Consider the following 25,801-nt stretch of genomic DNA (forward strand, 5'->3'; position numbering starts at 1 on the left):
TAAAATACAGATGAGGTAGTACACGCTAATTATGAAAAGGGAGAGTGAAAAAATGAAATTCGGTACCATTGGAACAAGCTGGATCACGGATACTTTTATTGATGCCGCAAACGAAGCAGATAATTTTAAGCTTGCAGCAGTCTATTCCCGCACGGAAGACAAAGCGAAGCAATTTGCTGAGAAACATGATGCACCACATTATTTCACGGACTTACGAAAAATGGCAGCGAGTAATGAACTCGATTGTGTATATATTTCATCGCCCAATTCCTTGCATTTTGAACAGGCTGTTTTATTTTTAAAGCATAAAAAGCATGTCATCTGTGAAAAGCCAATTTTTTCAAATACAACAGAGTTACAGGAAGCACATCGAATTGCTGAGGAAAATGAAGTCTATTTATTTGAAGCAATGCGGAATATCCATTCTCCTAATTTTTTACGTTTACAGGAGAATATGAAAGAAATAGGTACCGTCCGTAGTATGATGCTGCAACGTGTACAATACTCATCAAGATATGACAAATATTTAGCAGGGGAAGTTCCTAATATCTTCTCAGCTGAATTTTCCGGTGGTGCGATTGTTGACTTAGGCGTTTATCCACTTACTATTGCTGTGGCGCTATTTGGAAAACCGCAACGTGTTGCCTATTTTCCTGTGAAGCTAGAAAGTGGTGTTGATGGAAATGGCACTCTTGTTTTAGTGTATCCTGATTTTACTTGCACTATTGTTTGCTCGAAAATATCCAATTCCTATAATCCCAATGAAATTCATGGGGAAAAGGGCACGCTATTATTCGGTGATACTGGAACACTTACAGATCAAGCACTAATTAAAACCCATTCAGATGAAAAAGTTTTATTAGAGACTGTGGTTAATGACCATGACATGGTATATGAAATTAACCATTTTCGAAAAATCATTGAAACGGCAAATGATCGGGAATATAAAGCATTGAAAGAGTTAAGTTACTTAGTGCTTTCAATTACGGAAGAAGCGCGTAAACAAAGTGGCATTGTTTTTGCTGTTGAAAGATAATGTTGAATTGACATAACACTATGCCCACTATATAATAATTGGTGATAAATGGGAGAGGTTCTTAGCTTAAACCCTCTATAAAAAACTAAGGACAGATGATGCGATTAAAAGACCATGTGCCTTAGGCCGTGGTCTTTTTACATGATTGGGAGGTATATAAATGGCGGGAAGACGAGACGATGAACTACCAGATATTACGCTTTTAGGCAGCCAGGGAACAACATATGAATTTGACTATACACCAGAAGTTTTAGAGACATTTGATAATAAGCATCCAAACCGGGACTATTTTGTAAAATTCAATTGTCCAGAATTTACAACATTGTGTCCGAAAACAGGGCAACCAGATTTTGGTACGGTCTACATTAGCTACATACCTGGTGAAAAAATGGTGGAAAGTAAATCATTAAAATTATATTTATTCAGTTTCCGAAATCATGGCGATTTTCATGAAGACAGTATGAATATTATTATGAACGATCTTATTGAACTGATGGATCCGCGGTATATCGAAGTGTGGGGGAAATTTACACCGCGCGGAGGTATTTCGATTGATCCGTATTGTAATTATGGAAAGCCTGGAACAAAATTTATGCAAATGGCCGACCATCGGATGATGAATCATGATTTGTATCCGGAGAAGATAGATAACCGCTGAGTATCGTTTGATGAGCTGAAAAAGAAGAGAGAGCTAAGTTGGAAACATAATGTAAGGGGACGTCATACCAAATTGGGTGGCGTCTTTTGTTGATCTAACAGAATTCGATTAGCAGGAAGTCGCCGGACGGGAGCGGAAAATCGCCGGAAGAAAGCGAAAGTCGCCGGAAGAAAGCGAAAGTTGCCGGAAAAAAGCGGAAAGTCGCCGGAAGAAAGCGAAAAGTCGCCGGAAGAGAGCGAGAAATCGCCGGACAAAGGCAGAAAGTCACCGAAAATACCGCCCAAAACCGCCGAGAAACTACTATGAGTGTAGTTGCTCGGCGTTTTGCGTCATCTTTACTGTTGGTTTTATTTACAAAAACAATCATCTGCGCTACTTTTTCCCAGTTGCAATATTTAGATTAAAAAAGGTAATAAATTTTATAACGGCACATATGGATTAAAGTAGAGTTTTAAATCTTACAACAGGGCGGGTGATCAGATGGATAAAGATAAAGATAGAAATAAAAAGCCGACTGACGGCAACCCAAAAGATGAGCAACTAGAACAGTACCGCCGCAAAAATACGGGCCCAGGCGAAAAGCTGACAAGTGATGCAGGTTTAAAAATTTCAAATGACAGATGGTCGTTGAGGGCGGGAAGACGCGGTCCAACGTTATTTCAAGACTTCCATTTTTATAAGAAACAATCCCATTTTAACCGAGAACGGATACCGGAAAAAGTGGTTCATGCAAGAGGTGACGGAGCATATGGTGAATTTGAGTTATATAAATCCATGGGCCATGTCACAAGAGCACACTTTTTGCAGGAGCCAGGATGCAAAACACCAGTATTTGTTCGATTCTCTAATTTTATAGGAAGTAAAGGTTCTAAAGATACAGCAATCGATATACGTGGTTTTGCAACCAAGTTTTATACCCAAGAAGGAAATTATGATATGTTGGCACTCTCATTTGCTATCTTCTCTATTATGGATGCCATGAAATTTTCAGATTTTACGCATATGGCTAAGCCGAATCCGCGTACGGGAGTCCCACAAGCCACTGTTGCGCACACGAATAGCTGGGATTACGTCGCCAATAATCAAGAAGTTGCGCATTTCATAATGTGGCTGATGTCCGGTCGGGGCCGTCCGAGAAGCTGGCGAATGATGGAAGCTTGGCCGGTCAATACGTTCCGATTTATCAACCAACAGGGGAAATCAACTTTTGTCCGATTTGTATGGAAACCTGTTCTTGGGGTTCATTCATTGCTACTTGATGAAGCGAATATTATCGGAGGTGTAGATCCAGACTTCCACAGGCGAGATTTACATGAGGCCATTGAATGCGGTGCCTATCCGGAATATGAATTAGGTGTGCAGTTGATCGCTGAAGAAGATGAATTCAAATATGACTTTGACATTCTAAATGATACACAATTCTGGCCGGAAGAAGTCGTCCCTGTTGAAATCATTGGTAAAATGACGTTGAATCGACTCGTTGATAATCATTTTGCAGAAGAAGAACAGTCTTCATTTGACCCGGCAACACTTGTTCCAGGAATTGATTTCTCCAATGATCCTGTTCTACAGGGAAGGTCCTTTGCTTACAGGGATACAGATTATCATCGACTTGGAACGGGAAATATTAATGAAATACCTGTTAATAAACCTATCGTCGAAACAAACTTTAACCAACGACAAAGCGATGTGCGCCATCGGATTGACGTTGATTCCGTAAACTATCATAAAAATTCGTTAGCCGGCAATACTCCTGCAGAGACTCCCCCTGAAGAAGGTGGATACGCGCATTATCCAGAGAAAGTAGAAGGGCATAAAACGAGAGAACGCCCAAGCGAATCGTTCTATGATTTCTTTTCCCAGCCAAGACTTTTCTGGAACAGTATGACATCTGTCGAGAAACAACACATTATAGAAACATTCAGCTTTCACCTTGGATATGTAAAAAGTAAATCTGTTAGGCAACAAGTTGTCGATATGTTTGTCAACGTTGATAAGGAGATGGCATGTATCATTGCCGACAATGTTGGTGTAGAACGTCCAAAGGGTTCAAATGTCCCGATTACGAAGAGTTCCCCAGCGGTTTCTATGGCAAATACTCCACATTATGCATACACACGAAAAGTTGGGGTATTAATTGGCAATGGATTTAACGGTGAGGAGGTAAAAAGTGTTCTTAACACCTTGAAGCAATATGGGGTATTTATAGAGATTATTAGTGAAAATCTTGGCATGGTTACTGGGGATGATGGCACAAAAATTGAAGTTGATAAGCCTTTTGTTTCAACATATCCTGTCCTCTATGACTCTACTTATGTTGTTGGTGGAAGAACTGAAAATCAAGCAAAATTCAATCAGCAAATTTTGCATTATGTAAGTGAACAATACAAACACTATAAACCAATTGGTGTTGCAACGACAGCCCAGTCTTATATTAAATCAACAGAAGGAAATAACTTGGCCGGGGTCGTTTTTGCTGCAAACAATCCAAACTTTGGAAAAGATTTTGTCTCCGCAATCGCTCATCAACGTTTTTGGGATCGAACATAGTTAAAAATTCCCTCGATTTATTGAAATATAAATCTAGATAGAGAAGAGAGCAGCACTATTTTGGATGCTCTTTTCTTATGTATTCTTAATGCAAGCTAATAGATTTACAGTTCTTTACCATGATATTTTTGTTTAAGAGGTTGTTCAAATAGTCACCAAATAATAAGCGGCCAATCTCATCGTTGGCTTGCTTCTAATTTGGCAACCTTTTGAACACTCACTTTAAGGTAAAATAATTTGAGATAAATGTTCTAAAACTTTAATAGACAAATACATTTTGATCTAAAAAGGTTTGACTTCGGTTTGAATATTTGGTAAATTATTAATAATAAGATTATGATTGACTGCTAAATCTAATTGACTCTACTGATGAAGTGGAGCAAGACCTTGGATTAAAACCAGTTAATATAGGTAGAGAGAGTATGCTTATTTGATCTGCCTGTATTGCTGGTTTTTTGATTTACGAAAACTATTTTGAATAAAAGGGGGATTCATATTGGACAATTTAATCGAATTGGATAAAAAGTATTTTATTCATCCGACTTCATCAATCAAACAGCAACAGGAAAATGGCGCAAAGGTGATTATGGAAAAGGGGGAGGGGATTTATTTAACAGATAAAAATGGAAACGTATACATTGATGCGATGTCATCATTGTGGAATGTCAATGTAGGGCACGGGCGAGAGGAACTGGCTGAAGCTGCTGCACAACAAATGAAAAACTTGGCATTTAGCTCCGCTTTTTCTACGTTTAGCCATGAACCGGCTATTAAACTAGCAGAAAAAATTGCGAACATCAGCCCCAAAGGATTAAATGGCGTTTTTTTCACTTCAGGAGGATCGGAATCGAATGACTCGGCAGTAAAGTTAGTACGTCATTATTGGAAGATACAAGGGGAACCACAACGACGTAAAATTATTGCACTAAAACGTGGCTATCACGGGGTTGCGGCAGCTTCGACAAGTGTGACGGGGATTCCTGAATTTTGGGGGATGGCTGGTCACATGATGACGGACATTACCCATGCGGATACACCATATGGAAGTAGTACGGAAAAAGCCATCATGTCACTACGCCACACGATTGAAACAGAAGGACCGGAAACAGTAGCAGCATTTATGGCAGAGCCTGTCCAAGGTGCAGGTGGTGTACTAATTCCACCCGAAGATTATTTTAAAGAAGTACGCGCGTTGTGTAATGAATACGGTATTTTATTTGTTGCGGATGAAGTGATCACCGGATTTGGACGAACTGGAAAAATGTTCGGAATGGAGAATTGGAACGTTACTCCTGACATGATGACATTTGCTAAAGGGGTTACTAGTGGTTATATTCCACTTGGAGGAGTTGTTGTTTCCGATCATATTCATGACGTGTTGAAAGAAAAATCGAAGGGTACGCTATTTCACGGTTTTACATATAGTGGGCACCCAACTGCCGCAGCTGTGGCATTGAAGAATATTGAAATTATGGAACAAGAGGGGTTGGTGGAAAACTCTCGAAAAATGGGTGAAGTATTGCTGAAAGGCTTCCAACGGATGAAACATGAACTAAATATTGTTGGAGATGTTAGAACGATTGGCCTTCTCGGGGCAATTGAACTCCTGCAGGATCCGAAAACAAACAAGCGTTTTTCTCCGGATTTAAAAGTTGCACCGAAAGTGATCGAAGCTTTACATGAAAGAGGAGTCATCTGTCGCCCTGTTACGTATGACGGATCAGACATTATTTGCTTTGCACCACCACTCATTATGGATCAATCGCAAGTTAATACATTGGTTGAGAAAGTTCATGATGCAGTACTGGCAGTTCAAAGTCAACTTGGCGTTACGCACTAAAACGGGGGTGGTTTGTCGCCTCCGTTTTATATAATGAAGTTTTTTGGTAGAGATTTGCAATGCGTAGGATGTATAAGAGCACAAAGAGAGATAAATAATTGCACCAAGACCAGCATAAAGATAATTATAAGAGTTTGTGTAATCATAGTTAACTGAATAGTGTGACTTTATAATGATCCGATTGGAGGGGAGCAAATGAAAAACGAACAAAAACTATTAAAGATTTTGGGGAATAAGGAAGTACTAGCACTTGCCTTCGGGGCGATGATTGGATGGGGATGGGTCGTAACAACTGGCTTATGGATAACCGAGGCAGGATCACTTGGGGCCATTTTTGCTTTTGCAATTGGTGGAACATTAGTTATTTTTGTCGGGCTTACATATGCGGAACTAGCATCGGCATTACCGCTTGTTGGAGGGGAGCATGTTTACAGTTATAAGGCGATGGGAAGGGTAGCATCTTTTATCGCTACCTGGGCGATTATTCTTGGTTATGTTTCTGTAGTTGCTTTTGAAGCTGTTGCACTGCCAACTGTTTTCGAGTATTTAATTCCCAATTATAGTCAAGGTTATTTATACACAATTGCAGGATGGGATGTAACTGCTACATGGGCTGGGATCGGTATTGTTGGATCTTTACTCATAACGTGGATTAATTACCGTGGGATCAAGCTGACAACAGTGATTACATTTATTTTCACATTGTTAATCATCATTGCGGGACTCTTGTTAATCACGGGGAGTACTGTTGGTGGAAATGTACAAAACATGCAGCCATTATTTGAGAAAGGGGTTGCAGGCTTACTATCGGTTATTATTATGACGCCGTTTATGTTTGTTGGATTTGATGTCATACCACAAGCTGCCGAAGAAATAAATCTACCACAGAAGAGAATCGGTCAATTACTAATCGTATCGGTCATTCTTGCGGTTGTTTGGTATATTGCAATTATTTTTGGAGTGTCACGGATAATGAATCCAGCTGAAATCGGTGAGTCAAATCTAGTAACAGCTGATGCAATGGCTAAGGCCTTTGGGGATAGCCGCTTTATGGGCAATATCCTTGTGCTTGGTGGTATTGGTGGGATATTAACAAGCTGGATTGGTTTCTATGTAGGTGGTAGTCGTGCAATTTATGCACTTGCGAACGCGGGAATGCTACCAAAAGCCCTTGGTGAATTGCATCCAAAATATAAAACGCCACATAAAGCAATTTTGCTGATTGGTCTATTTTCAACAGTTGCTCCATTATTAGGACGTCCAGCACTTGTATGGTTGGTTGATGCTGGTGGACTTGGGTTAGTTGTTGCCTGGTTGATGGTGGCTATTTCGTTTATCATCCTACGAAAAAGAGCGCCTGAAATGAAACGCCCATTTAAACTCCCTGGCGGCACAACACTTGGTTGGATTGCAGTGGTATTGGCTGCAGGAATATCCATATTGTATATGCCAGGAATGCCGTCCGCTCTGATTTGGCCTTACGAATGGGCGATTGTTGGATTGTGGGCTGTCCTAGGTGTGATTCTATATAAAATTTCGATGGCGAAGTACGGAAAAAAATATGCAGATGATCATATGAAAAAAGAAATTGACCGTATTGCATAAATGCAGTTATCCCGTCTACTTGTTTTTGTGATAACTGGCAATTTTTCTAAGTATAAGAATGTAAAAACTCGACATTAGCTAATGAAGCAATGTCGAGCTTTTTAGTCTTTTAAAAAAGGCTGTTTTCTAAAAGATTGTTTTTTTGACACAATATATATAAAATGCGCACTAATTACCGCTACGGAAATACACTTCGCTTTCCGGGGGCGGCTGTTGAGCCTCCTCGTGCTAACGCACTGCGGGGTCTCACCGATGCCTCTCTTCCCCCAGGAGTCTACGTGTATTTCCTCCGCTGGGTATAGTGCGTTGCATTTTCTTTCAACTACGAAATTATAAAGCAACAAAGAGCCTAAATAACGATCTAAACTAATTCCCATTTTTTCTTAAATTAAGTTTGAACAATAGCATTTTAAGGTATTATTTCATAAAATAATAGTACATTTTAATTATTCAAATAATTATTGACTTTAAAAAAAGAACTGAACTATAATAGTAGTAACACAGTGTCGACAATCGACAAAAGTTCATTATTTTCCATGATTCATTCTTTTATGTATCTATTGGATAAGGTAAAACTTCTTCTAATACTCATCTTTTATTTAGTGGGGTTTTCTTACTTTCCACGCTATTACTGCCCGTTTACGCGGGACAATATCTGTTAAATTATATCAGCCCACATCATACTAATTAACCAAACTCACCATTAATGCAAATTCATTTTCAATTTATGTAAGCGCGTTCAAAAGAGCGTCAGTTAAATTATGCAAGAGGGGAAGGGATGAATGTGTTAACATTTCCTATTTCTGAGTTTCAAACGAGGTTGACCAAAACGAAACAGCGGATGGTTGATTCTGGAGTCGATGTTCTGTTGGTAACTGATCCGGCAAACATGAATTATTTAACCGGATATGATGCTTGGTCATTTTACGTTCATCAACTACTTATTGTGATGCTTGATGAAGATCAGCCGATTTGGGTAGGTCGTGGGCAGGATGCTAGTGCGGCGAAACATACAACATGGCTTGATGCAGACCATATTCTTCCATATGCCGATAATTATGTTCAATCAACAATAAGACACCCAATGGATTTTGTCTGTGACCTGTTAAAAATGAAAAAGCGTGATAATCAAACCATTGCTGTTGAACTTGATGCTTATTATTTTACGGCTAAATGTTATATGCAACTTATGCAAGGATTACCTAATGCCACCTTTAAAGATGGTACAAATATGGTCAATTGGGTTCGAATTATAAAATCGGAACAGGAAATCGATTATATTAAACAGGCTGCAAAAATTTCCGAAAAAGCCATGCAAGTTGCTTTTGATACGTTAAATGAAGGGGTTCGAGAATGTGATGTCGTAGCAGGAATCGCACATGCGCAAATCAGCGGCTTGGAGGATTTTGGCGGGGATTACCCTGCAATTGTTCCATTACTCCCTACAGGTGATAAAACATCTGCATGTCATTTGACTTGGACGGATGATACGTTCAAACAGGGTGATCCAGTGATTGTTGAATTGGCAGGTTGCTACAAACGTTATCATTCACCATTAGCTCGAACAGCGGTAATTGGTATGCCATCGGAGCAGTTGCAATATGTAGCTGATGTTGTTGTTGAAGGGATTAATACAGCGCTTGATGCCGTTAAACCAGGTGTAACTTGTGAAGAGCTTGAATTAGTTTGGCGGAGGGTAATTGAGAAAAGCGGAATTAAGAAAGAATCACGTATGGGCTACTCTATGGGGCTTAACTATCCGCCTGACTGGGGGGAGCATACAGCTAGTTTAAGACCTGGTGATCGTACTGTATTACAGCCAAATATGACCTTTCATTTAATCCCTGGCATTTGGATGGAAAAAATGGGAGTTGAAATTAGTGAATCATTTCGGGTAACGGATACAGGTTGTGAAGTACTCGCGGATTTTCCACGCGAGCTATTGGTTAAACCAAATATTCGGCTGGCTTAATGGAAAAAGCGCATGTTTCGCTCAAAAAATGTAGCGCTGTCGATCGAAAAGGCATAGGCGCCGCTCATAAATGTGTTGCTGTCGATTGAAAAAGCATAGACATCGCTCGAAGATGTAGTCCTATCACTCGACATATACAAATTATCACGAAAAATAGGCGGAGATATAATCCCCCGCCTATTTTCCGTGCCACACACTTTGATTAATCAGGTTTGGTGGCTTCCTACCGCTTAATCCTTCTTCCAAATTGTAAGCAGCGAGTTTCGACATTTCCAGTTCTGTCTCATGTGTAGAAGATCCAATATGTGGGGTCGTCACGACATTTTTCATTTGCAGTAGCGGATTATCCGGATCAACCGGCTCTTGTTCAAAAACATCCAACCCAGCAGCAGCAATTTCACCATTTTGAAGTGCCTCGATCAGATCCTGTTCCACAACCGTTCTTCCTCTAGAGCCGTTAATGAAAATTGCTGATTTTTTCATCAACTGAAATTCCCGTATTCCGATGAGGTCTTTTGTTTCCAGTGTTAGTGGTGTGATTAAGCAAATGAAATCAGATTCACGTAATAATGCATCGAGATCAAGGTATGTTGCCGTATATTTTTCCTCGGCATCTGGTTTACGTGTCCGACTATGGTATAAAATGTCCATATCAAAACCAAAGTGAGCCCGCTGCGCAATTGCTTGACCAATACGCCCCATGCCAATTATACCTAGTTTTTTATGATGAACATTGATGCCAAAATGTTCTTTTTCAACTGCCTCAGAAACCCATTCACCATTTTTTACGAATTGATCCAGTTCTGGAATTCGTCTGGCGGTGGCAATAAGAATACCGAAAATAGTATCGGCGACAGTGTCTGTTAGCACGCCTGGTGTGTTGGTGGCCATGATGTTTAACTTGTTTAGTTGATCCAAATCCAAGTTGTTATAGCCGACAGAGACGTTGCTTACAATTTTTAAACGAGGTGCTCGCTCCAGTAATTTACAGTCCACTTCTAATTCTAGCCCGATGATTCCCTCGGCTTGGCTTACATGTTCCAAAAAATTTGGATCGTTTTTGGTATCGATGTTTTTAAAAAAATGCACATCGTATTTTTTTTGTAACTTTTCCAGGACAGGCTTCTCTACACGGTTATACGCAATAATCTTTTTTTTCATTGAATGCCTCCGTTTCCTGTTAATCAGTAACTACCCCTAAAATAGCTAGAAATGAGCGAGAAGTCAATATGAAAAATAAATATTTAAAATTATCTAAAATATAATTGACAATCTAAATAGTCTGAATTATGATGAATATGTAATGATGTCGACAATCGACATAAAACAATTATGTGTTAGATGGAGAGGGGTTTTGCATATGGATGATGATAGTATTATTTTGCAAAAACCATTAAGTCAGCTTATTGCGGACGCATTAAAAAAACAAATTTGGAATAAAGAAATTCAGTTTGGGGAGCGTTTGCTGGAAACAGAACTGGCGGAAAGGTTTGATGTCAGCAGAAGTACGATAAGAGAAGCATTAAAAACGCTAGAAATTGAAGAATTAGTGATCAGTAAAGCACGAAAAGGGACGTACGTTGCAAACTTCACGGAACAAGATCTGGACGAAATGATCGAATTACGAACATTGTTGGAGACTCGAGCCTTTACTGATGCCATACCACGTCTTGAAAAACAACATTTACTAGAGCTGGAGGCAATAACCAGTCAAATGCAAGAAAAAGCCGGGGAAAAGGACTGGAATGAGTTGTTTGACCTCGATATGAAATTCCACAGCTATGTTGTTAACTTATGCCATAATTCCCGTATTATAAAAATATACAATTCACTTCAAGTACAAATCAGAACATTTCTCATGCATCTCGACAAGTATTATTCGAGTCCACAATCATTTTACAAAGAACATCAGGATTTACTTCATGCACTCACTTCTAAAGACATACAGACTGTTCAGAATCAGGTACAAACGCATATTAGCTATGTAGAGGAAAAGCTGCTTGGTGCTAATCAACTAAATAAAAATGGGGAGGTTTCAGCAAAATGAGCAAACAATTTGCACATGTGAAAACGGAATTACCTGGACCAAAGGCAAAGGAACTGCTTGATCGCAGACATGATGTTGTGCCACAAGGTGTTAGCTATGGCATCCCAACCTTTGTTGAATCAGCAAAAGGTGCACTGCTGAAGGATGTTGATGGCAATCAATTCATCGACTTTGCTGGAGCGATTGGATGCATTAATATCGGTCATAGCCATGAGACTGTTGTCAGTGCTTTGCATGACCAAGTGGATCGATACACTCATACCGGTTTTAATGTCATGATGTATGATCCGTATATTGACTTTGCAGAAAAAATTGCAGCACTGGCACCGGGGAATTTTACCAAGAAAGTCATGTTTTTAAATAGTGGTGCGGAAGCGGTTGAAAATGCGATCAAAATTGCCCGGAAATATACAGGGAGGCAGGCGGTTGTATCATTCTCTGGTGGTTTTCATGGGCGAACATTACTGTCAATGTCATTAACTGGTAAGGTAAAACCATATAAATATGAATACGGACCATTTGCTCCAGAAATTTACCATGCCCCGTATCCATATGCGTACCGGCGTCAGGAATCGATGAGTGAGGAAGCATATACGGAATTCATGCTACAACAAGTGGAAAACTTTTTCATTAGTGAAGTGGACCCGAGTCTCGTAGCGGCATTCATTATGGAACCAGTGCAAGGGGAAAGCGGCTTTATTGTTCCGAGTAAGGCATTTGTTCAAGGTGTTTATGAATTGTGTAAACAGCATGGAATTCTGTTCATCGCGGACGAAATTCAAACAGGTTTTGGACGTACAGGTAAATACTTTGCAATGGAGCATTACGGCGTTGATCCAGATCTGATCACGATATCCAAGTCAATGGCTGCCGGATTGCCGATCAGTGGTGTGATTGGCCGTGAAGAAGTTATGGATGCAGCACGTCCAGGTGAATTAGGTGGAACATATTGCGGAAGTCCACTCGGATGTCGTGCTGGGATTGCAGTGTTGGAAGTTATGGAAAAGGAAAACATCAATGAACGTGCGCAAGCGGTTGGTAAACGGGTTATGGATAAATTTAAACAGCTGTATGATCGGTTTGATGTTATTGGTGATTATCGAGGACTTGGGGCAATGTGTGCCTTAGAATTTGTAAAAGATCGCACAAGCAAAGAACCGGAAAAAGAGTTAACAAACCAGATTTTAAAAGCGGCCCATCAGCGAGGACTTATCACTCTGAAAGCAGGGGTCTATGATAATGTAATCCGTTTGCTTATGCCACTTGTGATTACAGATGAGCAATTGGAAGAAGGGTTAAATATTTTAGAAGAATCAATCGAAACTGTTCTTGTTGGTGCTAAAAGTTAAGCACGGGCAAAGCCGAATATAAACGGATTGGAGTGATCGGGATAATGAATAAAGTCAAAACAAAAGCTTATGCCATGCACATCAATGGGGAATGGGTTGGTGATGACCTTGACACATTAAACGTGACGAACCCAGCTAATGGGAAACTTCTTGGAACGGTACCAAAAGGTGGGGAGGTAGAAACGAAACAGGCAATTGACGCTGCCCATGAGGCTTATCAGTCGTGGTCACAGCTGACAGCATATGAACGTGCGGGTTACTTAAAACACTTGTATCGACTACTAATTGAAAACAAAGAAGAATTAGCCCAAATCATGACATTAGAAATGGGGAAGCCAATCAATGAATCGCGAGGAGAAGTAGCCTATGCTGCTTCTTTTATCGAATGGTTTGCAGAAGAAGGCAAGCGGATTTATGGCGAAACGATTCCGTCACATGCTTCCGGAAAACGGCTGCGAGTATGGAAAAAACCTGTTGGTGTTGTGGCAGCAATTACGCCATGGAATTTTCCAGCAGCAATGTTAACACGGAAAATGGGTCCAGCACTAGCAGCCGGTTGTACAGTGATTATGAAGCCATCAGGTGAAAGCCCATTAACAGCTGTGAAATTAATGGAACTATGTGAAGAAGCAGGTTTTCCAAATGGCGTTGTAAACCTTGTGACCGGATCATCGTCTAAAATTGCTGGTGCCATTATGAAAGATGATCGAGTTCGTAAAATTACCTTCACGGGCTCTACCGAAGTTGGGAAAATTTTAATTAGACAAAGTGCTGACCAGGTAAAACGGTTATCCTTGGAACTTGGCGGGCATGCACCATTGATTGTCTTAGACGATGCAAACGTTGATTTGGCTGTTAAAGGTGTCATGGCTTCTAAATTCAGAAATGCTGGTCAAACGTGTATATGTGCCAACCGGATTTATGTTCAAGCGGGTATTTATGATCAGTTTGTCGAGAAATTTGCCAAGGCAGTAGAGCAATTAAAAGTTGGCGACGGTACGGATGAATCCGTTGCTATTGGTCCATTAATTAATCAAGCAGGACTTGATAAGGTAAAGCATCACGTTCAGGACGCAGTAGCAAAAGGGGCGACAGTCGTAACCGGTGGAGAACCGATAACACAATATGGTGGAGTATTTTACGCACCAACTGTCATCAAAGATGTGGATCAATCGATGGTGGTGATGGAGGAAGAAACATTTGGCCCTGTGGCACCAATCCAAAAAATTGCTTCCGACGATGAAGCTGTAAAATTGGCAAATGATACATCATATGGTTTAGCTGCCTATGTGTTTTCAGAAAATGTGGCTAGAGGTACCCGTATAATTGAGCAGCTCGACTTTGGAATTGTTGGCTGGAATGACGGCGCACCATCAGCGGCACAGGTTCCTTTTGGTGGAATGAAGGAAAGTGGCATTGGCCGTGAGGGCGGTCACGAAGGAATCGATGCGTTTATAGAGTCACAATATGTTTCCATTGGTATGGAATAAGATAGGTATTTTTTTCCTTTAGGCTAACCAAGGCAGGATTTTGCTTCCCGCTAATGGAAAGGAAAGTGATCTTTTTGAAACAGATGATCCAAACAGAAAATGCACCAAAGCCAAGTGGTCCATATTCCCAAGGAGTCAAAATTGATGGGTTGATTTTTGTGTCAGGTCAAGACGGTATTCAGCCAAATGGTGCTTCAGCTGGTGACACAACCGCTGAACAAACTGCTGCCAGCCTTGAGAATATTAAATATATCTTAGCAGAAAAGCAGGCAACATTAGCTGATGTCGTGTATGTTTTCTGTCATCTCTCTGATTTAAATCAAGAAAATGTTAAAGAATTCAATCGTGTCTATGAATCTTATTTTAAAGATATTGACGTAAAGCCAGCACGGATTACAGTTGGCAGTCAATTATTAGAGGGAAAGGTGGAAATTACTGCGATCGCATCTGTAGGTTGACTGAAGGAGGTTGGTTAACTAAAGGGGGCTTGGTTGTGGCTTCGGTAAACAATGCAATGCTTGATAGGGCAAAAAAGCTAGCTTTACAAATGGTAGAATGGCGGCGAAGGTTTCATATGTACCCGGAACTTAGTTTTCAAGAAGTGAAAACAGCACAATATGTAGCTCAAGTGTTGGGGAAAATCCCGGGCATGCAAGTGGAGGTTGGGGTAGGCTATCCAATCGCCGTCGTTGGCACCCTTTCTTCTGGCAATGGGCCAACGATCGCGATTCGGGCAGATATGGATGCCTTGCCAATTCAGGAAGAGAATGAACATGATTATAAATCGCAACATGATGGTGTGATGCATGCATGTGGTCATGATGCACATACTGCAATTGGATTAGGTGTTGCTAGTTTAATAGGTGAAAGTTTTCAAAATAAGGAAATACAAGGAACGGTAAAATTTTTATTCCAGCCTGCCGAGGAAATGGCAGATGCAACTGGATCGACAGGGGCTCCATACATGATTAGGGCTGGTGTGTTGGCTGATGTGGATTGCGTAATTGCCTTGCATATGAGCCCGGAGAATCAGCTTGGCGAGGTAAAAGTTCATGATGGTTATAGTATGGCCAATGTCGATGTGTTCGCAGCGGAGATTTTTGGAACTGGTGGGCATGGCGCCTATCCTCATCTGGGAAAGGATCCGATTTGGATGCTCGGACCAGTGTTGCAGGCATTACACGGGGTTGTAGCACGGCGCATATCACCGCTTGACCCAGCGGTTATCAGCATCGGTAGTATTCAAACTGGGGCAGCAAGCAATGTAATCCCGTCTGAAGTATCTCTTAAGGGTACGATCCGAAGTTATCAGCCGGAAGTTCGACAACTGCTACATGCCGAGTTAGAGAAAGCTTTTTCACTTGTGAGGGCGTTAGATGGTGATTATGAATTAATGATAACACCTGAGGATCCGTCATTAAAAAATGACCCCAAGGTTAACCAACTAATTAAAGGTGTTATTAAGGATTTATACCCCGGTTTTACAATAGTAGAAACGCCATTTGGCATGGGCGGCGAGGACTTTGCCCATATGACAGAGGCCGCTCCCGGAGCAATGTTTTTCCTTGGATGTGCCGTAGCAGACGGAAAAACTCGTGATCTGCACACACCAAATTTTGATATAGATGAACAGGTGTTACCAGTTGGCGCATCTATTTTGGCAGAGACTGTCAGGCGTTTTTTAATTGAATGGTAGACGATCAGCCACAGTTAATCACTTACTGTCTTCGGAAAGTCGCGCATCTCCGGCAAAAAGTCGCGCACACCGCAAACGAGACATAGAAATGAGGGGATAAAATGATAGAAAAACCTGTACTAAGGGATGTTTGGGAGGCACGGAAGCGGATTTCTCCGATTGTTACGAAAACGCCCCTCATCTATTCGCCAGCACTGTCCGACTTTACAGGGACATCTGTTCACTTGAAACTTGAAAATTTGAATGTCAGTAATTCTTTTAAAATTAGGGGAGCAACAAATAAAATTTTAAGCCTAACGTCAGCTGAAATGGAACGTGGGGTGACAACGTTTTCGACTGGGAATTTTGGAATGAGTGTTGCTTACATTGCTAAGAAATTAGGAATAGATGCCACGATTTGTATTTCTAACCGTGTTCCCCAAGCGAAAGTGGATGCATTAAAACATTCAGGTGCACAAATTGAAATTTATGGTGAATCACAGGATGATGCAGAACAGCGCAGTTATCAGTTAGAAAAACAGCACGGACTCACGGTGATTCACCCATTTGATGATCCGCATATCATTGCAGGCCAGGGAACAATTGGCTTGGAATTGCTTGATGATTTGCCGAAAGTTGATACTGTAATTGGTGGTTTATCTGGTGGTGGATTGAATTCAGGGTTAGGATTGGCATTAAAATCGGTTGATCCGTCTATCCAGGTGATCGGAATATCAACAGCACGTGGGGCCACAATGTATGAGAGCATTCAAGCTGGAAAACCAATTACGATAAAAGAACAAGACACGTTGGCTGATAGTTTACTAGGCGGTATTGGCACTAACAATCAGTATACGTTTGATATGGTTCAGCAATATGTTGATGATATTGTTTTGCTACAAGAAGATGAAATTGCAGAAGGGATGGCGGTCATGCTGGATAAACACCACATGGCGATTGAAGGGGCAGCAGCTTCTGGAATTGGGGCCATCTTAAATAATAAGGTTCCATTAGGCTCCCATGTTGTGGTCGTAATCAGTGGATGTAGTGTGGATACATCCGTTCTATTGGATGTCGCCCATCGATATAAGTCCAGACTTTCTTAATAGCCGAAAACGAAAGGGAGGTTTTATAGTGGCAAAAATGTTGTATCATGATCAACTTGTCGATCGAGAAAATCTAATTGATATCGAGGATCGTGGCTATCAATTTGGTGACGGAATCTATGAAGTGATTGGCGTTTACGATGGTAATCCATTAATGATAGATGAACATTTAGAGCGTCTGAAGAGAAGTGCTCGGGAAGTTCAATTAACATTGCCCAGTTCGGTTGGTGATGTAAAAAAGAACTTAGAAAAGCTTGTCGAGGTAAATGGATTGACGGAAGGGATTATCTACATGCAGATTTCCCGGGGGGCTGCACCTAGATGGCATGAGTTTCCAAGCACTGATGTTTCGCCAGTAACCGTTGCATACACAAGAGCCGAAGAGCGAATGACCGATGTAGAAGATCAAGGTGCAACCGCAGTGCTGACCGAAGATATTCGCTGGTTGCGCTGTGACATTAAGACACTCAACTTACTTCCTAATGTGCTAGCCAAGCAAAAAGCGGTAGAGCAGAATGCAATCGAAGCGATTCTACACCGTGATGGAACTGTTACAGAGGCGAGCGCATCGAACGTGTTTATCGTAAAAAATGGGGAACTTTACACACATCCAGCAAACAATTTTATTTTAAATGGGATTACAAGGAAGAAAATCCTTCAACTATGTGACGCGCTACAATTAAATGTGAACGAAACACAGTATTCAGTTGATGACTTACTCAACGCGGATGAAGTTTTTATTACTGCTACAAAATCAGATGTCATTCCTATTCTGAAGGTTGATGATAAGGTGATCGGTTCTGGAAAACCTGGTGAAATAACGAAGCGAATTGTGCAGGAATTTCGCACGCTTTACTAGCAAGTTGTGTGAAACGTGATGAATTCGGTTTAGTAAAACGATACCTGTGTAGGGGAGGAACCAACCCTTGTTGTATTCAATGAATCTGGTATCCCAAAGCCCGACAGTAGCTGTGGTAGATTTAGCTGCGTTTAAAGAAAATATTAGAACAATAAGTGAGCACACGAACCATTGTCTACTTCTAGCAGTTATCAAAACAAATGCGTATGGACATGGAATCGTTCCAATCGGGCGCGCAGCCATTAACGCTGGGGCAGAGCGTCTAGGTGTAACAGCTGTTGAAGAAGGTGCAATGCTTCGTGAAAATGGCATTGACGTACCTATTCATATTCTAAGTTCCGTTACTCCAGATCGGGCAGCAGATGTTGTCCGTTACGGATTGACAGCCTCCATATCCAATCAGAAACTGGCGAATGCCATTAGTGAAGAGGCGATTAAACAGCATAAAATAACCCCGGTACATTTGAAAATGGACACAGGACTTCATCGGTTTGGCGTTGACCCAATGAACATGGTGGATTTTTGCCGATCGTGTTATCATCTTCCAGGTTTGCAATGGGAAGGAGTTTATACACACTTTTCAAGTGCAGATGAAGCGGATTGGGTAACGACAGAACAACAATTTATGTTATTTAATAATACAATGACGGATTTAAAAAGCCATGGATATGATTTTCCCCTCCACCATGTTGGGGGATCAACAATTGCGATTGAAAGAAATGACATGCTTCTAGATATGGTCAGACCAGGAATTGCACTATTTGGCTATCCGCCAGCACTTCGTCAGCGAGATACAATAACACTTAAACCTGTCATGACATTAAAATCAAAGCTTTTACATGTTCGAAAACTATCACCGAACACACCAGTTGGATATGGTGGTAGCTACATCACATCAACAACGGAAAAAATAGCGATCGTACCAATTGGTCATGGAGATGGTTACCAGCGTGCACTGTCTAACAGAGGAGAAATGCTTGTCCGTGGAAAAAGAGCGCCAATTGTTGGCACGATTTCACTTGATCAAACATTGATTGATGTTACAAGTATACCTGATGTCTGTGAAGGGGATGAAGTGGTTTTACTCGGTAAACAGGGGGACGAAGAAATCAATGCACGTGAAATTGCTGGTTGGATGAATAGCATTGTTGATGAAGTATTGTCAGGGTTAATGGAACGGATTCGAAGGGAGTATGTGTAGACACGTACTTCTTTCTTACTTAAATCAAGTGATTGGTGGCGAATTCAACACTTCATTGTTTTTAGTTTGGGAGCTTTTAAACAACCTTTTAAGGGAATGGCGTAGTTGATAACAAGTGCGCACTAATAATCGCTACGGAAAATACACTACGCTTTCCGCGGGCAACGCTTCAGCTTCCTCGGAAGAAAACCACTTCCTTGAAAAAGGAAAACCACTTTTTCTGCGTGCGATGTAACGCTGCCGAAGCCTTTCTTGTCCTGCGGGATCTTCAGCTGTTGCTTTCCCGCAGGAGTCTACGTGTATTTCCTTCGCTGGTGTCGTGCCTTATCATATTATTGCAATTTTATAATGCTTGATTTTATACGGGCTACGGGGTAGAAAGCAATAAACAATGCTAACCCAAAATATTACTTACTTAGCATTTTATATATATTGTGTAAAAAACGACAATTTTTTATAAAACAGCCTGACGAAAAAGGAGGGAAACACATGGATTTTTTATCCGTTATTCCACCAATCGTTGCAGTGGTACTGGCCATTGTTACGAAGCGGGTTTTGCTTTCACTTTTCATCAGTATCTGGGTTGGCGGTCTGATTGCGGCTGGTGGGAATCCATTTGCAGCAGTAGGTATAACCTTCACATGGATGAAAGATGTGATGATTGATCCTTGGAATGCGCGTTTTCTCGTGATGACGGCATTACTTGGAGCCGGTGCAGCCTTCATGTTTAAAACTGGTGGATCAGATGGCCTCATAAGGATTCTGGAAAAAAAATTAACGACAAAAAGACGTGTTCAATTTTTACCATACTTCTTAGGAATTATCATCTTTTTTAATGATTACGTGAACTCTGTCATTGTAGGAAATGCTTCAAAAGACATCACTGCTAAACATAAAATATCAAGAGAAAAGTTATCCTATATACTTGATTCAACTGCTGCCCCTATGGCAACTTTGGGGCCGGTTTCCGACTGGATCGGTTTTCAGGTCTCCTTGATTGCAGGGGCTTTTGCCAGCATGAGTATCATGGGTGTGGAACCTTACTTTGCTTTTTTGCATTCCATACCGTGGAATTTTTATGCAATTCTTTGTCTGTTAGCTGTACCGATGATTATTGCCGGAAAAGACTTTGGACCAATGGCGAAAGCAGAACATCGAGCACAGACAACGGGAAAATTGATCCCAGAAGGTTCAACACCACTGTCTTCCGTTGATCAAGATTTAGGTGAGCCACATAAAAAAGATGGTAGTGTTTGGAATTTTTTTCTGCCACTTATCACATTGATTTCCGTAAGTATTTGGGGATTGTGGTATACAGGTGGCGGAGCTGAAGGAAAGTCGATTATGAATGCCCTTGCTGATACTGATGTTTCAATTGCACTGACATGGGGTGCTTTTGCCATGACAGTTGTCGGGATTATTTTGGCGCTTGTGCAAGGAATGGGTTTAAAAAAGTGTGAAGATACGCTCCTTGGCGGTATTCGGACAATGTTGCCAGCGCTTGTTATTATTGTGTTGGCATGGTCAATTGGCACCGTCACATCTGAACTTGGTACAGCTGAGTTTGTGGTTAACGCAACAGAGGGTTGGATGACTGCAGCACTTGTCCCGTTTTTGGTTTTTGTTATTGGCATGTTTATCTCATTTGCCACGGGAACTTCATGGGGAACCATGTCCATTCTCACGCCGATCGCGATTCCATTAGCGTTTTCCATTGGTGGAATTGACCTCGTTCATATCGTTATTGGTGCTATTTTTGCAGGAGCCATTTTTGGTGATCACGTTTCACCGATTTCAGACACGACAGTCATGGCATCCATCTTTGCTGAATCAGATCACATTGCCCATGTTAACACACAAATTCCCTATGCACTTGTGCCAGCAGGAATTACCGGCGTGTTATATTTGTCGTATTCGTTGATCGGAAGTAGTATCGCCCTTTTAATTGCGGGGATTATCGTTCAATTCTTCTTGCTCCGTTATTTGGGCAATCGACACGAAAAAAAATTTATGGAAGCGGATAGTAAGATTGGCGCTTAAACACGTAGGGGGGAAATCATGAAAAATTACACAATCGCACTCATACCAGGGGATGGAATTGGACCAGAAGTTGTCGCAGAAGGTGTAAAAGTTTTACAGGCGATTGAAAAGGTGGATGATTCGATCTCATTCTCTTTCACGAAGTATCCTTGGGGATGTGAGTATTATCTTGAAAATGGAAAAATGATGGATGAGGACGGAATGGAAAAATTAAAAGGTGTCGATGCGATTTATCTTGGGGCTGTTGGCTACCCAGGCGTACCTGATCATATCTCATTAAGGGATTTATTACTGAGGATCCGAAAAGAATTTGATCAGTATGTGAATTTACGTCCGGTTACACTTTTGCATCCTAGCTTGACACCTTTAAAATCAAAAACGGAGAAGGACATTGACTTTCTTGTCATCCGGGAAAATAGTGAGGGAGAATATGCCGGAGTTGGGGATTGGTTGTATAAGGGAAAACCTGAAGAAGTAGTATTGCAGACAGGGGTATTTTCTCGAAAAGGAACGGAGCGGATTATTCGTTATGCATATGAAGAGGCTCGTAAAGTAAATAAAACATTGACAAGTGTTAGTAAAGGGAATGCCTTAAATTATTCCATGGTATTCTGGGATGAGGTGTTTGAGGAAATTGGAAAAGAATATCCAGATGTAAAAACATATTCTTATCTCGTTGACGCTGCAAGTCTTTATTTTGTTTCAAATCCAGAACGCTTCGAAGTTGTGGTGACATCTAATTTATTTGGCGATATTTTGACAGATATCGGTGCAGCAATAACAGGTGGAATGGGCCTTGCGACAGGGGCCAATGTTAATCCGGAAAAAAACTTTCCCTCCATGTTCGAGCCTGTCCATGGTTCGGCACCAGATATAGCTGGAAAAGGGTTAGCTAATCCGCTTGCTGCCATCTGGTCCATTAGTCAGATGATGGATTTCTTCGGTGAGGAGCAATGGGGAAGCGCTATTTTAAAGACTATAAAAGAAATACTTAGCGAGCCCGAGCAACTCACCCCTGATTTAGGTGGAAAACGTTCGACAAGAGAAGTGGGGGACCGATTTGTCGAATTGCTGATGGAGCATAATTAAAAGAAATCGCAAAAAGAGTTGTTGGTCATTCATACCAGGAACTCTTTTTGCTTAGTTAAGGAGTAATACATAAATGGAAAAATTCAAGGAACAATATAGATAGTTTTCCATCAAAAATAATGGGGGTACTTATATGACGCAACAAAACTTACATCAGAAACTACAACAAGCCAGCCAGCAGATACAAGCGGCCCAGCAAGCTGTTAGTGATGCACAAGGGGCAGATGCACAACTGTTGGAGCAAGCGGAACAGCAGTTACAACAAGCAGAGGATGAATTACAAACTGCCCGCGAGCAAGCAGGAACGGAAGCAACGAAAAATCCGCAATTCCAGCAAGCCTCTGAACAACTGCACGATACACGCCAGCAAGTGCAGGAAGCGCAGCAAAATAACAACGACATTTTATAGATGAGGGAGTAGATCGAATTCTTTCGTTCTACTCTCCCTGTTTTTATTTACCACTTCCAACAACACGATACAAATAAATCTTCCAGGGCAAATTATCCTTCACAAAACTACGCTCATAACGAAGTCCATTTTCCTTAAAATTTTCAATTGGTAATGCCGAAAAAATAAAATCGCCACCTAAGTGTTTTAATGCATCCGTATTAATGGTAAGGTCATCAATCGTTTTTTTACTGTTTTTGGTGAACATATAGTGTTTTCCCAAGTCACCAACGAACATGTACAACCTGCCACCCCACGTATCAAAATAACTTTTTAGCTTAGTGTTTTTTTCGAGCTCTGGGGCAATCACTTTGCGAAACTTGTGTTTATAACTTAGTGGAAAGGTGTTATTGTATGTGTCCAATGTGTAAAATCCATTGTATTGTGCAATAGTTGGATGCAGACCAATGCTGACAACGCGATAGTCTGACTGATCATCACCAATGTAATCCTCAATCTCTTGGAATAAGGACTCAGAATAAAACTGTTTGAATGATGGTGTGCCGATCTCACTGTATTTGTTTTCCTCATTCAACTGAAACACCATCCAACATTGCAAGACAAGCAAGATGACAACGAATGGTTTGAAAAATTTAAAGTGCTTCCATAGAATTGTCAATCCGATCGCGAAACAAAGATACCAAATTGCTGGATGGAAAAAATGAATTCGGCTAAAATTAAAGGTGTTGGCAACCATGAAATTATCTTTTACAACACGCCAGCCTTCCCAGTACCAAAAAGCGTACCATAATGAAAGAAACACGTTAAATAGAAAAAAGCCAATCAGCTGCTTCGGTTTTAGGTTACGATAAGCCGCCACAAGCAATGCAAGGCCAATTACGGGAAAAATAATCAAAAAGTGCAATGATAAATCGTGCGTGTGAGCGTTGATTAAATTATGCAAAAATAAATCGAATGTTCCAGGTAAGTCTTTATGTCCAAGGTCTAATTCATTGCGATGGGATGCGAAATTACTTTCGAAAAACATCGAGTAAATGAGCAAGTAATTTTTTAGTACATAAATACCCGTCATACCTACTATCGCTGCAAAAAATGCCCAATTTACCTGCTTCAACCGAATCCAATCGTACAGCCACCATAATCCCATTAGTGCCAAGAAAAAAACGAATGTTAAAATAAAACTAGAGAAAAAAGGAATCAGAAATAATATAATCCAATAGTATTTTGGTGCCGTTTTTCCTAATGAACGGATTGTTAGAAAAATATGTAACGCTAATGGCAACCCAGCTATAGATAATAAGCCAGATGGCCAATACGGTAAAATGGCGAATCCTAATGCAGCCCCAGCCGAAATGAGGGGTACATTGTTATTTCGAAGGATATGATTTTTCAACAACAAATACATACCAAAAAAAGCAACAAACCTCATGATTGTTTGCCCAATCATATATGCAGTCATTGGCTGAAATAACACATACATCCAGACCATCGCATCGAACGCGGAAGGGAGTGCACTTCTCGGTAATCCGTTAATAACATTTGGCAAGGTAACATCTTTCAGGGTGAAAATCTGTCCACTTTCTGCAAGCATTTTATACCAGACGATGTTGGAGTCTAAATTGTCATGTACACGAATATGGGTATCCTCACCGAGCACGTAATATGGCATTAAGTAGGCCAAGATGATGAAACATGCGATGATTACGTATTTATGTTTGGTAAAAGGTGTGAATCGTTTTGACCACATAATCGACTGCCTCTTCTCCGATTCCATAGTATAACGGTAAACGTAATAATCGTTCACTTTCGGTCGTTGTGTTTAAGTCATTGCCAATAAACTTTCCGTATTTTCTTCCAGCATGGGAGCTATGCAATGGCACATAATGTGTCGCTGTCATGATGGCGGCGTGTTTGTTTAAGTAATCCATTAACTGGTCGCGTTCTGTCTCATCTTTCGTTTTAATATAAAACATATGGGCGTTATGCATACAATCCTTTGGTACATGAGGAATTGTTATGTTTTCAATTGAATGCAGTTCCTGTTGATAGTGATGCCAGGTTTGCAATCTATTTTCATTAATTATATCGGCATGCTGGAATTGAACGTGTAAATATGCGGCGTTTAATTCACTTAATAAAAAAGAAGAGCCAATATCGCGCCATGTGTATTTATCGACCATTCCTTTCTTAAATTGCTGGCGGTTTGTTCCTTTTTCCTGGATGATTTCCGCTCGTTCCACCGCAGAGGGGTCATTGATAATGAGTGCACCACCCTCCCCACAGGTGTAATTTTTCGTATCGTGAAAGCTAAAGGTACCAAAATGACCGATCGTTCCTAGTGGTTTTCCTTTATATGTACTCAACAAAGCTTGTGCCGCATCTTCAATAATCCATAGTCCATGCTTGTAGGCAATTTCCATAATGGCATCCATATCACAAGCAATCCCAGCATAATGAACAACAACAATAGCTTTAGTACGATCTGTAATCGCCGCTTCTATTTGTTGAGGGTCGATGTTCATCGTATCTGGTGTGACATCGACAAAACGGATTTTTCCACCCCTAATTGCAAAGGCATTTGCGGTCGATACAAAGGTATAGGATGGCATGATAACCTCATCCCCGTCTTTGATTTCAGTTAACATGGCGGTCATTTCCAATGCAGCGGTACACGATGGGGTCAGCAAAGCTTTTTCACACTGCAAACGGTCCTCCAACCAATCGGTACACTTCTTACCAAACGGACCATTACCTGATAGTTTACTATTTTTGATCGCCGCTTTGATTGCCGCCTCTTCACTTCCAACAGTACACGGTTTATTAAACGGAATCACGTTATCACCTCACATTTTAATAAAAGCAGTAAAGTCGGCGG

The 25,801-nt window shown here is 40.9% G+C and carries 21 protein-coding genes and 1 riboswitch; of the genes, 17 read left to right on the top strand and 4 right to left on the bottom strand.

Annotation, left to right across the window (positions count from 1 at the left end; all coding sequences use genetic code 11):
• Window positions 1-52: 52 nt before the first annotated feature.
• Together ACW2QC_RS04460 and queF are read left to right on the top strand one after the other, a co-directional pair.
• Window positions 53-1,036 carry a Gfo/Idh/MocA family protein gene (locus ACW2QC_RS04460; RefSeq protein WP_457542777.1) on the top strand — a complete coding sequence of 328 codons (984 nt, stop codon included), beginning with the start codon at window positions 53-55 and terminating at the stop codon, window positions 1,034-1,036.
• A gap of 48 nt (window positions 1,037-1,084) precedes the next feature.
• Window positions 1,085-1,131, top strand: a riboswitch (PreQ1 riboswitch).
• Between the two features lie 65 nt (window positions 1,132-1,196).
• Window positions 1,197-1,694: a preQ(1) synthase gene (queF, locus tag ACW2QC_RS04465; RefSeq protein WP_457542778.1), complete on the top strand. Its 498-nt coding sequence runs from the start codon at window positions 1,197-1,199 to the stop codon at window positions 1,692-1,694.
• A 62-nt stretch (window positions 1,695-1,756) separates the two neighbouring features.
• Here the strand turns inward: queF and ACW2QC_RS04470 are convergent, their stop codons facing one another.
• On the bottom strand, window positions 1,757-1,978 hold the full coding sequence (locus tag ACW2QC_RS04470) for a hypothetical protein (RefSeq protein ID WP_457542779.1): 222 nt from the start codon (window positions 1,976-1,978) through the stop codon (window positions 1,757-1,759).
• Between the two features lie 196 nt (window positions 1,979-2,174).
• Here ACW2QC_RS04470 and ACW2QC_RS04475 point away from each other — a divergent pair, with 196 nt between their 5' ends.
• The 4 genes from ACW2QC_RS04475 to ACW2QC_RS04490 all read left to right on the top strand — a co-directional run bounded on the left by ACW2QC_RS04475 (window position 2,175) and on the right by ACW2QC_RS04490 (window position 9,661).
• The gene (locus ACW2QC_RS04475) at window positions 2,175-4,244 is read left to right on the top strand and encodes a catalase (RefSeq protein WP_457542780.1); all 2,070 of its coding nucleotides are present in this window, start codon (window positions 2,175-2,177) and stop codon (window positions 4,242-4,244) included.
• Window positions 4,245-4,740: 496 nt separating this feature from the next.
• Window positions 4,741-6,084, top strand: coding sequence for an aminotransferase family protein (locus ACW2QC_RS04480; RefSeq protein ID WP_457542781.1), 1,344 nt, complete (start codon window positions 4,741-4,743; stop codon window positions 6,082-6,084).
• Between the two features lie 195 nt (window positions 6,085-6,279).
• On the top strand, window positions 6,280-7,689 hold the full coding sequence (locus ACW2QC_RS04485; protein WP_457542782.1) for an APC family permease: 1,410 nt from the start codon (window positions 6,280-6,282) through the stop codon (window positions 7,687-7,689).
• Between the two features lie 778 nt (window positions 7,690-8,467).
• Window positions 8,468-9,661 (top strand): M24 family metallopeptidase, encoded by a 1,194-nt coding sequence (locus ACW2QC_RS04490; RefSeq protein WP_457542783.1) that lies wholly within the window; start codon window positions 8,468-8,470, stop codon window positions 9,659-9,661.
• Window positions 9,662-9,838: 177 nt separating this feature from the next.
• Here the strand turns inward: ACW2QC_RS04490 and ACW2QC_RS04495 are convergent, their stop codons facing one another.
• On the bottom strand, window positions 9,839-10,822 hold the full coding sequence (locus ACW2QC_RS04495; RefSeq protein WP_457542784.1) for a 2-hydroxyacid dehydrogenase: 984 nt from the start codon (window positions 10,820-10,822) through the stop codon (window positions 9,839-9,841).
• Between the two features lie 199 nt (window positions 10,823-11,021).
• On the opposite strand from ACW2QC_RS04495, the gene ACW2QC_RS04500 reads away from it, so the two are divergent.
• From ACW2QC_RS04500 to ACW2QC_RS04550, 11 genes are all read left to right on the top strand, one after another.
• Entirely contained in the window at window positions 11,022-11,708 is a 687-nt protein-coding gene (locus ACW2QC_RS04500) for a GntR family transcriptional regulator (RefSeq protein ID WP_457542785.1), read from the top strand.
• Window positions 11,705-13,057 (top strand): 4-aminobutyrate--2-oxoglutarate transaminase, encoded by a 1,353-nt coding sequence (gabT, locus tag ACW2QC_RS04505; protein WP_457542786.1) that lies wholly within the window; start codon window positions 11,705-11,707, stop codon window positions 13,055-13,057. The genes ACW2QC_RS04500 and gabT overlap by 4 nt, the downstream gene beginning before the upstream one ends.
• A gap of 44 nt (window positions 13,058-13,101) precedes the next feature.
• Window positions 13,102-14,547 (top strand): NAD-dependent succinate-semialdehyde dehydrogenase, encoded by a 1,446-nt coding sequence (locus ACW2QC_RS04510; protein WP_457542787.1) that lies wholly within the window; start codon window positions 13,102-13,104, stop codon window positions 14,545-14,547.
• Between the two features lie 83 nt (window positions 14,548-14,630).
• Window positions 14,631-15,005, top strand: a complete 375-nt coding sequence (locus ACW2QC_RS04515; protein ID WP_457542885.1) for a RidA family protein — start codon at window positions 14,631-14,633, stop codon at window positions 15,003-15,005.
• A gap of 56 nt (window positions 15,006-15,061) precedes the next feature.
• Complete coding sequence (locus tag ACW2QC_RS04520) at window positions 15,062-16,243, top strand: M20 metallopeptidase family protein (RefSeq protein WP_457542886.1); 1,182 nt, start codon at window positions 15,062-15,064, stop codon at window positions 16,241-16,243.
• A gap of 101 nt (window positions 16,244-16,344) precedes the next feature.
• Window positions 16,345-17,328 carry a pyridoxal-phosphate dependent enzyme gene (locus ACW2QC_RS04525; RefSeq protein WP_457542788.1) on the top strand — a complete coding sequence of 328 codons (984 nt, stop codon included), beginning with the start codon at window positions 16,345-16,347 and terminating at the stop codon, window positions 17,326-17,328.
• Between the two features lie 37 nt (window positions 17,329-17,365).
• The gene (gene dat / locus ACW2QC_RS04530; protein ID WP_457542887.1) at window positions 17,366-18,187 is read left to right on the top strand and encodes a D-amino-acid transaminase; all 822 of its coding nucleotides are present in this window, start codon (window positions 17,366-17,368) and stop codon (window positions 18,185-18,187) included.
• A gap of 67 nt (window positions 18,188-18,254) precedes the next feature.
• A complete protein-coding gene (gene alr, locus ACW2QC_RS04535) occupies window positions 18,255-19,388 on the top strand; it encodes an alanine racemase (protein ID WP_457542789.1) in 1,134 nt (377 codons plus the stop codon).
• 489 nt (window positions 19,389-19,877) lie between these two features.
• A complete protein-coding gene (locus ACW2QC_RS04540) occupies window positions 19,878-21,428 on the top strand; it encodes a Na+/H+ antiporter NhaC family protein (protein ID WP_457542790.1) in 1,551 nt (516 codons plus the stop codon).
• 18 nt (window positions 21,429-21,446) lie between these two features.
• Entirely contained in the window at window positions 21,447-22,517 is a 1,071-nt protein-coding gene (locus tag ACW2QC_RS04545; RefSeq protein ID WP_457542791.1) for a tartrate dehydrogenase, read from the top strand.
• Window positions 22,518-22,650: 133 nt separating this feature from the next.
• The gene (locus tag ACW2QC_RS04550; protein ID WP_457542792.1) at window positions 22,651-22,926 is read left to right on the top strand and encodes a hypothetical protein; all 276 of its coding nucleotides are present in this window, start codon (window positions 22,651-22,653) and stop codon (window positions 22,924-22,926) included.
• Window positions 22,927-22,969: 43 nt separating this feature from the next.
• Here the strand turns inward: ACW2QC_RS04550 and ACW2QC_RS04555 are convergent, their stop codons facing one another.
• Both ACW2QC_RS04555 and rffA read right to left on the bottom strand, forming a co-directional pair.
• Window positions 22,970-24,673 (bottom strand): DUF6044 family protein, encoded by a 1,704-nt coding sequence (locus tag ACW2QC_RS04555; RefSeq protein WP_457542793.1) that lies wholly within the window; start codon window positions 24,671-24,673, stop codon window positions 22,970-22,972.
• Window positions 24,636-25,760 (bottom strand): dTDP-4-amino-4,6-dideoxygalactose transaminase, encoded by a 1,125-nt coding sequence (gene rffA, locus ACW2QC_RS04560; protein ID WP_457542794.1) that lies wholly within the window; start codon window positions 25,758-25,760, stop codon window positions 24,636-24,638. Before rffA ends, ACW2QC_RS04555 begins: the two co-directional genes overlap by 38 nt.
• Window positions 25,761-25,801: the final 41 nt, after the last annotated feature.

The sequence above is a fragment of the Virgibacillus sp. FSP13 genome, from assembly GCF_054048505.1.